At 65.3% G+C, this 13,217-nt stretch carries 10 protein-coding genes and 1 tRNA gene; 1 reads left to right on the top strand and 10 read right to left on the bottom strand.

Annotated features, from left to right (window positions below):
- Positions 1–412 precede the first annotated feature (412 nt).
- Complete coding sequence (locus HCU64_RS22700) at positions 413–1,717, bottom strand: UDP-glucose dehydrogenase family protein (RefSeq protein WP_233386572.1); 1,305 nt, start codon at positions 1,715–1,717, stop codon at positions 413–415.
- Positions 1,718–1,995: 278 nt separating this feature from the next.
- On the opposite strand from HCU64_RS22700, the gene HCU64_RS22695 reads away from it, so the two are divergent.
- Positions 1,996–2,070, top strand: a tRNA-Val gene (locus HCU64_RS22695).
- Between the two features lie 68 nt (positions 2,071–2,138).
- On the opposite strand, the gene HCU64_RS22690 is transcribed toward HCU64_RS22695, so the two are convergent.
- From HCU64_RS22690 to aceF, 9 genes are all read right to left on the bottom strand, one after another.
- Entirely contained in the window at positions 2,139–2,870 is a 732-nt protein-coding gene (locus HCU64_RS22690) for an SGNH/GDSL hydrolase family protein (RefSeq protein ID WP_325170014.1), read from the bottom strand.
- Between the two features lie 453 nt (positions 2,871–3,323).
- Positions 3,324–4,073 carry an SURF1 family protein gene (locus tag HCU64_RS22685; protein WP_325170012.1) on the bottom strand — a complete coding sequence of 250 codons (750 nt, stop codon included), beginning with the start codon at positions 4,071–4,073 and terminating at the stop codon, positions 3,324–3,326.
- A 13-nt stretch (positions 4,074–4,086) separates the two neighbouring features.
- Complete coding sequence (gene cyoD / locus HCU64_RS22680) at positions 4,087–4,476, bottom strand: cytochrome o ubiquinol oxidase subunit IV (RefSeq protein WP_233386568.1); 390 nt, start codon at positions 4,474–4,476, stop codon at positions 4,087–4,089.
- Positions 4,473–5,102, bottom strand: a complete 630-nt coding sequence (gene cyoC, locus HCU64_RS22675; RefSeq protein ID WP_442786003.1) for a cytochrome o ubiquinol oxidase subunit III — start codon at positions 5,100–5,102, stop codon at positions 4,473–4,475. Before cyoC ends, cyoD begins: the two co-directional genes overlap by 4 nt.
- A gap of 5 nt (positions 5,103–5,107) precedes the next feature.
- Positions 5,108–7,108 carry a cytochrome o ubiquinol oxidase subunit I gene (gene cyoB / locus HCU64_RS22670; RefSeq protein ID WP_233386566.1) on the bottom strand — a complete coding sequence of 667 codons (2,001 nt, stop codon included), beginning with the start codon at positions 7,106–7,108 and terminating at the stop codon, positions 5,108–5,110.
- Between the two features lie 36 nt (positions 7,109–7,144).
- Positions 7,145–8,266, bottom strand: coding sequence for a ubiquinol oxidase subunit II (cyoA, locus tag HCU64_RS22665; protein ID WP_233386565.1), 1,122 nt, complete (start codon positions 8,264–8,266; stop codon positions 7,145–7,147).
- A gap of 149 nt (positions 8,267–8,415) precedes the next feature.
- A complete protein-coding gene (locus HCU64_RS22660) occupies positions 8,416–9,735 on the bottom strand; it encodes an MFS transporter (RefSeq protein WP_233386564.1) in 1,320 nt (439 codons plus the stop codon).
- Positions 9,736–9,994: 259 nt separating this feature from the next.
- Entirely contained in the window at positions 9,995–11,827 is a 1,833-nt protein-coding gene (gene lpdA, locus HCU64_RS22655) for a dihydrolipoyl dehydrogenase (RefSeq protein WP_233386563.1), read from the bottom strand.
- A gap of 53 nt (positions 11,828–11,880) precedes the next feature.
- Complete coding sequence (gene aceF / locus HCU64_RS22650; RefSeq protein WP_233386562.1) at positions 11,881–13,170, bottom strand: dihydrolipoyllysine-residue acetyltransferase; 1,290 nt, start codon at positions 13,168–13,170, stop codon at positions 11,881–11,883.
- Between the last annotated feature and the right edge of the window lie 47 nt (positions 13,171–13,217).

Here is a 13,217-nt window from a genome sequence, read left to right as displayed (position 1 = left end):
AGCCCTTGGCGGCCTGTCCGGCGGGGGTGCATCGCCCCTCACTGTGGCATCGGTATGGTCACCGAGGCCGCTGCGACGAAGACCAGGACCCGGCAGCCAATTGAGCTGCCATGTTGCCCAGCTTCATCAAACTAATGGATCACGATCGAAAACCCGTTCTCGCGAGCCGTCGCAACACTTCGGCAAGCGTGTTTTCAATCCAGGATCGCGTCACGCGGGTCATGCAAGCACAAAATTCAGGCGATGCACGCGCGATGACCTTGTTCAAGCGACGACCCCACCTGCCAATCAGTCTTGGAGCGCATCCTGAGACCCGAACGACACAGTCGACGACGAACGGCCACAATTGATCCACTGCCAACAAGGCGGAGAGCGGCGAAACAATCGAAGACAGGACTGGCCGCGCGGTCCGTCATGCGATGCCGATGCTCGAATAGCGAAAGCCGTGCTGCTCGACCACGCTTCGACTGTAGATGTTGCGCAGGTCGACAAGCACGGGCTCGGACATCGAGGCCCGAAGCCGCGCGAAGTCAAGCGCACGGAAGGCGTTCCACTCGGTGACGATCACAAGGGCATCTGCTCCCTCGGCACAGTGATAGGCGTCGTCCGCGTAAGTGACGTCCGAGAGAAGCGGGCGCGCCTGGTCGACGCCCTCGGGATCGTAGGCGCGCACCCGCGCTCCGGCATCCTGGAGCCCAGCGGCGATCGAGAGCGAAGGGGCATCACGCATGTCGTCTGTGTTCGGCTTGAAGGTCAGCCCGAGCAGGGCGATGGTCTTGCCGCGCACCGACCCGCCGCAAGCCGCGATCACCTTGCGGGCCATGGCGCGCTTCCTCTGATCGTTAACCGCGACCACGGTCTCGACGATGCGAATCGGAGCGCCATGGTCCTGGGCAGTCTTCACCAGAGCGAGTGTGTCCTTCGGAAAGCAGGAGCCGCCGTAGCCTGGGCCGGCATGCAGGAATTTCTTGCCGATGCGGTTGTCGAGGCCGATGCCGCGGGCGACTTCCTGGACGTTGGCGCCGACTTGCTCGCAGAGGTCGGCGATCTCGTTAATGAAGGTGATCTTGGTGGCGAGGAAGGCGTTGGCCGCGTATTTCGTCAGCTCGGCCGTCCGACGTCCGGTCACCAGAATCGGCGCGGCATTGAGGTAGAGGGGGCGATAGACTTCGTTCATCACGGCCGCCGCGCGGTCATCCTCGGTGCCGATGACGATGCGGTCGGGCCGCTTGAAGTCGTTGATCGCCGCGCCCTCGCGCAGGAATTCGGGGTTCGAGACCACTGCGAATTCGGCCTCTGGAGCGGACTCGCGGATGATCCGCTCGACCTCGTCGCCGGTGCCCACCGGAACCGTCGACTTGGTCACCACCACGGTGTAGCCGGTGATCGCTCCCGCGATCTCACGGGCGGCGGCGTAGACGAAGGATAGGTCGGCGAAGCCGTCGCCTCGCCGCGAAGGCGTTCCGACCGCGATGAACACCGCATCGGCGCCCGAGACCGCCGCAGCAAGCTCGGTGGTGAAGGACAAGCGTCCTTGGCGGACATTGTCATCGACCAGCGCATCGAGGCCCGGCTCGAAGATCGGGATACGTCCCTCTTGCAGCGCCTCGATCTTGCCCGGGTCCTTGTCGACGCAGATCACGTCGTGGCCGAAATCGGCGAAACAGGCTCCCGAGACCAGGCCGACATAGCCCGAACCGATCATCGCGATACGCAAGAGGCGACCTCCAAGACGCAGAGAGCCGATGCCGCCACCCTGCTGCGCCTTACCCTGTAGCGGCAATCCTGAGCCGGGCAAAGCACACGCGCATCTCGGCCATATGACCGTGCGGCGCGAGGTGTCTCGATCGGTCGATTTTGCCCGACGGCGCGACCGTGGGCGCCACGGGCCGAGGCTGTTTGATCGAATCCGCAAAAACCGTGCGAACCTCCGCTTGCACGGCCGTGCGGCAGCGGTTATAGCCGCCGCCTTGCCGGGGTCCTCGGACTAAGGCCGGGCGCGTAGCTCAGCGGGAGAGCACTTCCTTGACATGGAAGGGGTCACAGGTTCGATCCCTGTCGCGCCCACCATCCCGCCGATCTGGCGGCCGATGACGGTTCAGGGTCCCTAGGGGGCCCTTTTTCGTTTTTGGGCAGCTTCAGTCGGCGACGGGCACGGCGGCGGCGCGTAGCACGTCCTCGGCCGCAGCCTGGGCGAGCAGATCGTATCCGCGGTCAGCCATGTGGAGGCCGTCGGCCGAGAACAGCTCGGTATGGGTGAGCTTCGCCCGGGCGATCCAGTCGCGCATCAGCGACGAGCGGCGGATAACCGGCACGTCGAGCCTCACGCCGATCTGCCGAACGGCGTCACGGAAGCGGTAGGCACCTGGGGTCGCGTCGAAACGCGGGCACCATTGCGGCTCCATCAGCACCACGTCGATGCCGGCCTCTCGGATGCGGCGCACGGCCGATTCCGTCTCCTCGCGAAAGTGATCGAGCGAGATGCCGCGCAGCGCGTCGTTGCTGCCGGTCTGCCAGATGACGAGGTCGGGATGCTCGCGGATCACGTCGCGGTCGAGCCGGGCCAGCATTTCGTCGACGGCTTCGCCGCCAATGCCGCGATTGAGCACGCTGATGCTGTTCGAAAGGTGGGGTAGGGCGCCCTTCAGCACCGCCTCGAGCCGGGCAGGGTAGGCTGCTGCCGGCGTGCTCGCGCCGATGCCCTCGGTCGACGAAGAGCCGAACGCCACGATGCGGAGCGGCTCGCCATGGGCGACCTGTCGGGCCACGTGCGGCAGGGCGTTGTCGTGTGGGACGTCGATATCGAAGACGCCCAGATCAAAGGCGTCGGGCAGAAAATCGGCGTAGGCGAAAACTGCGGTCGAGGACATGCTCAGGCCAGCGAGCAGCAGCGTCGCGCGGGCGACTCGCCGCCAGCCGGCCGCAGACCCGGCAATCGTCAACCAAATCCCATCGAGATCACGCGCCACGTCCGCCCCCGCCCTCGATCCGTCCTCGGCTCCGCCGGACGGATACTGATGCCTTGCGGCGATCGGGACTGTTGCGGAGGCCAATGCGATCGAATTGCATTGTCTCCGTCGCGGTCTGTCGCCCTGTCGTCTTCCAGACGAGTCCGGCGTGCCGCTTTCCGCTTCGTCGCAACTGTCGTTGTAAAGACGAGTCTTGACGGAAGCTTCACCGATTCGACCCGCAGGCTGCTCTCGAAATACGAGAAATGCCGATTGCGGGCAATGAAAATGCATTAAGAATAATACGGGCTAAGCAAAAATACGGGGAATGACTCCGCCGCGTGCACGGAATCCAAACGCGCCCGAATGGGCGACTTATCCGGCGGTGCCTCGCCGCCCGCCCGCAAGCGCCTCACGGTCGAGATAGGCGAGTGCGCCGAGCGTCATCGCCGCAAGCGCGAACCAGGTCAGCGCATAGACGAAGTGCTCATTGCGGAAGGAGACGACAGTTAATCCGCCAACCGGTAACTGGGCGGGATCCGGTCCGGCATCCGCATCGATGAAATAGGGGGCGACCTCGGCGAGCCCGCGTGCCTGCGCGATCGCCGCGACGTCGCGAGAATACCAGCGCCCAGCGGCCGGATCGTTGGCGCGCAGGAAACCGCCTCCGGGCTCGCTGACGCGCAGGAGGCCGGTCAGCGCCACCGTGCCCCCAGGCTGCCGCCAGTCGGCAGGATCGCGCCGGTCGGCCGGCACGAAGCCGCGATTGACCAGCACGGTGAAGCCGAGATCGGAGCGGAACGGAGTCAACACCCAGTAGCCGCCGCCAAGCGCCGTCAGGGCCTGAACCAGAGTAGCGCGGTCGTGCTCGAAAACGCCGGTGAGCCGCAGATGCCGGTAGGCGTCAGCCTCGGCACCGATGCGGGGCCAATCGGAAGGCCCAGGCGCTGGGCCGGGCTCGGCATGGACCCGCGCCTCGACGCGGGTGATCAGGTCGAGCTTCCATGCCCGGCGCTGCACCTGCCAGATCCCTAGGCCGAGGAAGCCTGCGACCAGAACAAGGCCAAGCAGGTTGATCGCGACGAGCGCGCCGCGGGAGCGGGGCGGCGAGACGTCGTCGCTCACGCCCGCCCGCGCCTCACGGTTGATGATGCAGGATGTCGTGCGGGGACATCGGCATCATGTTCGTGTTGAGATGATGCATGACCCAGATCGAGCCGGTGAGAGTGATCACCACCAGGGTCACGGTGAAGATCAGCGCCAGGATGCTCCAACCGCCCTCCGACTTGGTGTTCATGTGGAGGAAGTAGACCATGTGGACGACGATCTGCACCACGGCGAAGGCCAGGATGAGGACCGTGGTCCAGACCGGGTTCTTCAGTACGTCGCCCATGACGAGCCAGAACGGGATCGCGGTCAGGATCACCGACAGCACGAACCCCGTCACGTAGCCCTTGAAGGAGCCATGCGCCTGGCCGCCATGACCGTGGTCATGATCGTGATGGACTGCTTCGCCGGCAGCGCTCATCGCACGACTCCCATCAGGTAGACGAAGGTGAACACGCCGATCCAGACGACATCGAGGAAGTGCCAGAACATCGACAGGCACATCAGCCGGCGCTTGTTCTCGGGGATCAGGCCGCGCTGGGCGGTCTGAATCATCAGCACGATCAGCCAGACGATGCCGCAGGTCACGTGCAGGCCGTGCGTGCCGACCAGCGCGAAGAACGAGGACAGGAAGGCCGAGCGCTGCGGCGTCGCTCCCTCGTGGATCAGGTGCGAGAACTCATAGAGCTCGATGCCGATGAAGGCCGCGCCGAACAGGCCCGTGACGACCAGCCAGAGCTGCATCGCCTTGAGCCCCCCCTTCTCCATCTCCAGCATCGCAAAGCCGTAGGTGATGGAGGAGAACAACAGCATCGCCGTGTTGAGCGCGACGAGCTTGAGGTCGAACAGGTCGTTGGGGGATGGACCGGCCGCGTAATTGCGGCCGAGCACGGCGTAGGTGGCGAACAGGACCGTGAAGATGAGGCAATCGCTCATCAGGTAGATCCAGAAGCCGAGCATGGTGCTGGCCTCGTGGGCGTGCTCCTCGGTCTCGTAGAAGACCGGGGCCTCGGCGCCGGGAGGAGCGGTGTCGGTGTGCATCGTCATCGGTGTCAGGCCATGGCCGCGAGCGCAGCGGTCCGCTCACCCTCGGTCCGCACGACGGTGTCGGCCGGGATGTCGAAGTCGCGGTCGTAGTTGAAGGTGTGGACGATCGCGACGGCGATCATGGCGACGAAGCTGAGTGCCGCCATCCACCAGATGTACCAGATCATGCCGAACGAGAACGTGACGCTGAAGGCCGCGATGATGGCGCCCGTGCCCGTGCTCTTGGGCATGTGGATCGCCTTGAAACCCTCACTGGGGCGGGCGTAGCCACGGCGCTTCATGTCGTACCAGGCATCGAGATCGTGGATGCGCGGCGTGAAGGCGAAGTTGTATTCGGGCGGCGGCGACGAGGTCGACCACTCGAGCGTGCGTCCGCCCCACGGATCGCCCGTCACGTCGCGCAACTTCTCGCGGTTCCGGATGCTGACGGCAAACTGCGTGAGCATCGCGCCGATGCCGATCGCGATCAGCACTGCACCGAAGGCTGCCAGCACGAACCAGATCTGGAGCGAGGGATCGTCGAAGTGGTTGGCGCGGCGGGTCACACCCATCAGGCCGAGCAGGTAGAGCGGCATGAACGCGACATAGAAGCCGATCGTCCAGAACCAGAACGACACCTTCCCCCAGAACGGATCGAGCTTGAAGCCGAAGGCCTTGGGCCACCAGTAGTTCACGCCAGCGAACATGCCGAACAGCACGCCACCGATGATCACGTTATGGAAGTGCGCGATCAGGAACAGTGAGTTGTGCAGCACGAAGTCGGCCGGAGGCACGGCAAGGAGCACGCCTGTCATGCCGCCGATGGTGAAGGTCACCATGAAGCTGATGGTCCACAGCATTGGCACCTCGAACCGGATGCGGCCGCGGAACATCGTGAAAAGCCAGTTGAAGATCTTCGCTCCCGTCGGGATCGAGATAATCATCGTCGTGATGCCGAAGAACGAGTTCACGGAGGCGCCGGAGCCCATCGTGAAGAAGTGGTGCAGCCAGACGAGGTAGGAGAGGATGGTGATGACCACCGTGGCGTAGACCATCGACACGTAGCCGAAGAGCCGCTTGCCGCAGAAGGTCGAGGTCACCTCGGAGAAGATACCGAAGGCCGGCAGGATGAGGATGTAGACCTCCGGATGACCCCAGATCCAGATGAGGTTGAAGTACATCATCGGGTTGCCGCCGAGGTCGTTCGTGAAGAAGTGCGTGCCGACGTAGCGGTCGAGGGTCAGCAGCGCGAGAACGGCGGAGAGGATCGGGAAGGCAGCGACGATCAGCACGTTCGTGCAGAGCGAGGTCCAGGTGAAGATCGGCAGCTTCATCATCGTCATGCCCGGCGCCCGCATCTTCACGATGGTGGCGACGAGGTTGATTCCTGAGAGCGTCGTCCCGATGCCCGCGATCTGCAGGCCCCAGATATAATAGTCGACCCCCACCCCCGGGCTCATGTCGGCTCCCGAGAGCGGCGGATAGGCGAGCCAGGTGGCACGGGAGAACTCACCGACGAAGAGCGAGATCATCACCGTGATCGCTCCGGACACCGTCATCCAGAACGAGAAGTTGTTCAGGAAAGGGAATGCGACGTCGCGCGCGCCGATCTGCAGCGGCACGACGTAGTTCATCATACCGGTGACGAAGGGCATCGCCACGAAGAAGATCATGATCACGCCATGGGCAGTGAAGATCTGATCGTAGTGGTGCGGCGGCAGATAGCCCTGGTTCTCGCCGAAGGAGATGGCCTGCTGGGATCGCATCAGCAGGGCGTCAGCGAAGCCGCGCAGCAGCATGACGATCGCCAGGATGACGTACATGATGCCGATCTTCTTGTGATCGACGCTCGTCACCCAGTCGCGCCAGAGCGGACCCCAGAAGCGGTAATAGGTGATCACCCCGAGCACGGCGAGACCGACGACCGCGACGCCCGCGAAGGTCACCTGCAAGATCGGCTCGTGGTAGGGGATGTCGTCGAGGCGCAGGCGCCCGAAGACAAGGTTCATGAGATCCGAGTCAGCCATGGGATCGTCTCGATACGGTGCCGGCGGAACGCCTGATCAATGGTGATGACGCTGCGCCGGCGCAGCCTTGTCCTGGTTCATGTCCGGACCCGGTTGACCGGGGTCGGTCTTGCTATCCTTGGCGTCGTCGCTGCGCGGGGCGCGGCTCGTCGCGGGCACGGTGGCGCCGGGCGCCTCCTCGCCATGCAGAATGCGGCGGTTGTCGTACTGGAGCCGCTCGCGGTTCTCGGCGCTGTCCTTGCCGGCACCGCCCGCCGCATCGATCATCATCATCTCGTGCATGCACATCTTGCCGGGCTGCGCACAGAGATTGACGATCGCGGTGAACAGGCCGCTGTCGTAGGACTTGTAGAAGCGCGGAGCCACCGCCTCGCTGGGCTTCTCGAGCTCGAGATAGGCATCGCGGCTGAGCTCCGTGCCCTGCTGCTTCACCTTGTCGACCCACTTGTCGAAACCGTCATTCGACAGGCCGTGGAACTTGAAGGTCATCCGAGAGAAGCCGCTACCGCTGTATTGCGACGCGAGCCCGTCGTAGACGCCCTCCTTGTTGATCACCGCATGCAGCTTCGTCTCCATGCCCGGCATCGCGTAGATCATGCCGGCGAGTGCAGGGACGTAAAAGGCATTCATCACGGAGGTCGCCGTGAGCTTGAAGTTGATCGGCCGGTCGACCGGCGCAGCCAGCTCGTTCACCGTGGCGATGCCGAGTTCCGGGTAGAAGAACAGCCACTTCCAATCGAGCGCCACGGCCTCGATCTGTAGCGGCTTGACCTCGGCCGGGATTGGGCGGTTCGGCGCGAGGCGTCCAAGCGGCCGGAACGGATCGAGCGTGTGGGTGCTGATCCAGGTGAGCGCGCCGAGTGCGATGATGATCATCAGCGGCGCGGTCCAGATCACCACTTCGAGCTGGGTCGAGTGGTGCCAGTCGGGATCGTAGGTCGCATTCTCGTTGGAGGCCCGGTAGCGCCAAGCAAACCAGAGCGTCAGCCCGATCACCGGCAAGATGATCAGCAGCATCAGGCCGGTCGAGGCCAGCACGAGGTTGCGCTGCTGGATCGCGACGTCGCCGGATGGCTGCATCACCACGAAGTTGCAGCCCGAGAGCAGGGCGAAGAGCGGCGGCAGCAGCCCCCCCTGGAGGAGCCGCCGAATCGGCACGCGACGCGGCCGGGCGGGGGAGGGGCTTTGCAGGCGATTAGGGGCGGGGATGGCCACGGGATTGGAACCCATCTCTTTGCCGCGTTCCGGGGCGGCGCTTCCTATCGGTGAGGAGGGCGGCGCGCACGCCGCCCGCATGGCGCTCGCGCTTACATCTGGCGCATCTCGGAACGGTCGAGGAACAGGGCGAGCAGCGTCGAGGCTGCGCCCGAGAGCAGGTACAGGCCGACCATGGCGAGCCCGTAACGACTGGCCAGGAACAGCACGACCAGCGGCGCGAAGCCCGCGCCGAACATCCAGGCGAGGTCGGACGTCAGCGCCGCGCCGGTATAGCGATAGCGCGCGCCGAGTCGCGAGGTGACTGCGCCGGCCGTCTGCCCGTAGGCGAGGCCGAGGATCATGAAGCCGACATTGACGTAGATCGTCTGCCCGATGGCGCTCTCGCCGAAGATCAGCGGGGCGATGATGCTACCGATCGCGAACAGGCCGATCAGGCATGCGGAGAGGATCAGCGTGTTGCGGCGGCCGATCTGGTCGGCAATCAGGCCTGAAGCGGCGATGGCGCCCGCGCAGACGATAGCGCCCGAGCACTGCACGATCAGGAACTCGCCGGGTGGCCGGTCAGCAAAAAGCGCGAGCCAGCTGATCGGGAAGATCGTCACGAGGTGAAACAGCGCGAAGGCCGCGAGCGGCACGAAAGCGCCGATCCAGACATGCAGCCCATGGCGCCGGAGCAGCTCGAAGACCGGCACCGGCTCGAGGGAGCGCTGGTCCATCAGTGCCTTGAACTCGTCGGAGGCGACGATGCTGAGTCGCGCGAACAGGGCGACGACGTTGATGGTGAAGGCGCAGTAGAACGGGAAGCGCCAGCCCCAGTCGAGGAAGTCCTCGCTGGACAGATTCACGATGAAGAACGCGAACAGCAGGCTAGCGACGATGAAGCCGAGGGGCGCGCCGAGCTGCGGGATCATTGCGTACCAGCCGCGGCGGTCCGGCGGAGCGTTGAGAGCGAGAAGCGATGCGAGACCGTCCCAGGCTCCGGCCAGCGCCAGTCCTTGCGCAATGCGTAGGCCCGCCAGCAGCCAGATCGCAGCATAGCCGATGCTTTCGTAGCTCGGCAGGAAGCTGATCGCCGCCGTGGAGCTACCGAGCAAAAAGAGGGCGGTCGTCAACTTGACGCTGCGACCATGGCGGCGGTCGACGGCCATGAAGATCACCGTGCCGATCGGGCGGGCGACGAAGGCCAGGGCGAAGACGGCGAAGGAATAGAGCGTAGCGGTGAGCGCGTCGTGCTCGAAGGAGAAGAACACCTTCGGGAAGACCAGCACCGAGGCGATGCCGAAGACAAAGAAGTCGAAATATTCGGAGGCCCGGCCGATCACGACGCCGATAGCGATCTCGCCGGGGGCGACCTTGTGGTCGGTATGGACCTGCTGGGCGTCGCGCTCGAGCGCAGCTGATTGGGCCATGGTGGGCTCCAGAGACACAGCCGGAAACCGGCTCGCTCGATGGGACGTGCGAAAGCACCGCCTCGTGCGGCATCCCCATGCCTAGCGCAATGCTCCAAAATGGCAAAAGGGGGATGCGCTTGTTGCAGTGCACATGCACCGACGGGCCGCTGCCATGCTTAGGCAGCAACCGATCCGCTTGATCCCCTGCAGAAAAATGCGGCGGCCGGGCGTTTTCGCCCGGCCGCCGCTTCGACCCCATGCGACGGTTTTGCGCGGCTCAGGTCGTGCGCGGGTGTGGCTTCTTAGGCATGTAGAGGTCGGTGATCGTGCCCTCAAAGGCCTCCGCCGCCATGCCGACCGTTTCAGAGAGGGTCGGGTGCGGGTGGATGGTCAGCCCGATATCCTCGGCATCCGCGCCCATCTCGATGGCCAGCGCCGCCTCGGCGATCAGGTCGCCCGCCGAAGGGCCGACGATGCCGCAGCCGACGATGCGGTCGGTGGCCTCGTCGAACAGCACCTTGGTGATGCCCTCGTCTCGCCCGAGCGAGAGGGACCGGCCCGATGCCGCCCAGGGGAAAACACCCTTCCCGACCTTGATGCCCTTGGCCTTGGCCTCGTTCTCGGTGAGGCCGACCCAGGCCACTTCCGGATCGGTATAGGCCACCGAGGGAATCACCTTCGCGTCGAAGAAGCTGTTCTTGCCGGACGCCGTCTCTGCCGCGACCTTGCCCTCGTGCACCGCCTTGTGGGCGAGCATCGGCTGGCCGACCACGTCGCCGATGGCGAAGATATGCGGCACGTTGGTGCGCATCTGCTTGTCGACGGCGATGAAGCCACGCTCGTCGACGACGACGCCCGCCTTGTCGGCCGCGATCAGCTTGCCGTTGGGACGGCGCCCGACCGCGACGAGAATCTTGTCGAAGGTGTCGGTTGGCGGTGCCGAGCCACCCTCGAAGGTGACCTTGAGGCCCTCGGGGGTCGCCTCGACGTTGGTGACCTTCGCCTTCAGGTGGATCGCCTCGTATTGCTTGCCGATGCGCTTGGCGAGCGGCGTGACGATGTCCTTGTCGGCACCGGGGATGATCTGGTCCATCAGCTCGACGATCGTCACCTTCGATCCGAGCGCGTGATAGACGGTCGCCATCTCCAGGCCGATGATCCCGCCGCCGATCACGAGCATCCGCTTCGGAATGCCGTCGAGTTCGAGCGCGCCGGTGGAATCGATCACCCGCGGGTCGTCGTGCGGGATGAAGGGCATCTGGATCGGCTCGGAGCCGGCGGCGATGATCGCCTGGTCGAAGCCGACGACCTTCTTCGTGCCCTCGTGCTCGACCTCGATCTGGTTCGGGCTGACGAACTTCGCCGTGCCGGTCACGACCGTGACCTTGCGCTGCTTGGCGAGGCCGCCGAGGCCGCCGGTCAGGCGCTTGACCACGCCGTCCTTCCACTCGCGCAGCTTATCGATGTCGATCTGCGGCGCGGTGAAGCTGATGCCGTGGGCGGCCATCGCATGGGTCTCGTCGATGACCTTGGCCGCATGCAGCAGCGCCTTCGACGGGATGCAGCCGACGTTGAGGCAGACGCCGCCGAGCATCGGCCAGCGCTCGATCAGCACGACCTTCTTGCCGAGATCGGCCGCACGGAAGGCAGCGGTGTAACCGCCGGGTCCGGCGCCGAGCACCAGCACCTCGGCATGCATGTCCTCGCCAGCCACGGGTGCGGCGGCCTGCGGAGCCGGCACCGCCGGAGCGGCACCGTTGCCGGCACCTGCGGCGGAGGAGCCGTAGCCGGCCTGGCCTTCGCCCGCGCCGTGTCCGGCAGCGGCCGGAGCCGACGCGGCAGCGGCGACACCCGGCTTCGGTGCGCCGCTTCCGGCGGTTTCGGCCATGACCAGAATCAGGTCGCCCTCGGTGACCGTGTCTCCCGGCTTCACCTTCACCTCGGCGACCGTCCCCGCGACCGGGGAGGGGATGTCCATGGTCGCCTTGTCGGATTCGAGCACGATCAGCACGTCGTCGACCGAGATCTGGTCGCCCGCGCTGACGCTCACCTCGATGACCGGGACGTTCTTGAAGTCTCCGATATCGGGAAGTTTGACCTCGTTGCTCATTGCCTCACCTCACGCCTTGTCAGCCATATCCGTGGATTCGCGCGATCGCCCCGTCAGACGACGAGGCGGCGGAGGTCCTCCAGGACGTGGGCGAGGTGGCGGGTGAAGCGCGCTCCGAGCGCTCCATCGATGACGCGGTGGTCGTAGGAGACGTTCAGCGGCAGGATCAGGCGCGGCTTGAACTCCGTGCCATCCCAAACCGGCGTCATCTTCGAGCGCGGCACGCCGAGGATGGCGACCTCCGGCGCGTTGACCAGCGGCGTGAAGTTGGTGCCGCCGATGCCCCCCAGGCTCGAGATCGAGAAGGTCGCGCCCTGCATGTCGCCGGCGCCGAGCTTGCCGTCGCGCGCCTTCTTCGAGATCGCCCCGAGATCCTGACTGATCTCGATGATGCCCTTGCGGTCGGCATCCTTGATCACCGGCACGACGAGCCCGTCCGGCGTGTCCACCGCGACGCCGATATTGTAGTATTTCTTGAGGATCAGCGCGTCCTTCTCCGGGCTCAGCGAGGAGTTGAATTCCGGATGCTGGCGGAGCGCCGAGACGGCGGCCTTGATCAGGAAGGCCAGCAGCGTGACGCGGTAGCCCTTCTCCTTGCCGATCGCGTCGAGTTCCTTGCGGTACTTGTCCGTGTCGGTGATGTCAGACTCGTCGGTATGCGTGACGAGCGGCACGTTGAGCCAGGACCGGTGCAGGTGCGGCCCGGAGATCTTCTTGATCCGCGCCATGGGCTTGGTTTCGATCGGCCCGAACTTGGAAAAGTCCACCGCCGGGATCTCGGGGATGCCCATGCCGCCCGACGCCATGACCGCGCCGCCGCCGGCAGCGGCGGGACCGGCCGAGCGGGTGAGCTGGCCCTTCACGTCGTCCTTGGTGATGCGGCCCTTCTCGCCGGTGCCTTTCACCGCGTTGAGGTCGACCCCCATCTCGCGGGCGATGCGGCGCACAGCCGGGCTGGCATGGACGTTCGAGAAATCGGGCGCGCTCGACACCGGCGCCTGGCTTGCCGGCGCTGCGGGAGCCGGAGACGGAGCAGCGGCCGGAGCCGGCTCCTGCTTGGCGGCGACGGCCGCGGTATCGGCCGCCGCCGGGGCCGAGGCAGCAGCGCCTTCGCCCTTGAGCAGCAGGATCGGCGCGCCTTCGCTGACCTTGTCGCCGATCTTGATCAGGATCTTCTCGACCACACCCGCCTGCGGGGAGGGGACGTCCATCGTCGCCTTGTCGGATTCGAGCGAGACCAGCGGGTCGTCCGGCCCGATCGTGTCGCCCTCCTTCACGAAGATCTCGATGATCGGGATATCGGCGAAATCGCCGATGTCGGGAATCTTGACCTCGATACCCACGTGCAATCTCCCTCGTCGACGGGTCTCTATCGGACCCTGGGATCTAT

The sequence above is a fragment of the Methylobacterium sp. C25 genome, from assembly GCF_021352225.1.
Classification (GTDB): domain Bacteria; phylum Pseudomonadota; class Alphaproteobacteria; order Rhizobiales; family Beijerinckiaceae; genus Methylobacterium.
Note: the sequence above shows the minus strand (reverse complement) of the source record. Positions and strands in the feature narration are given on the sequence as shown.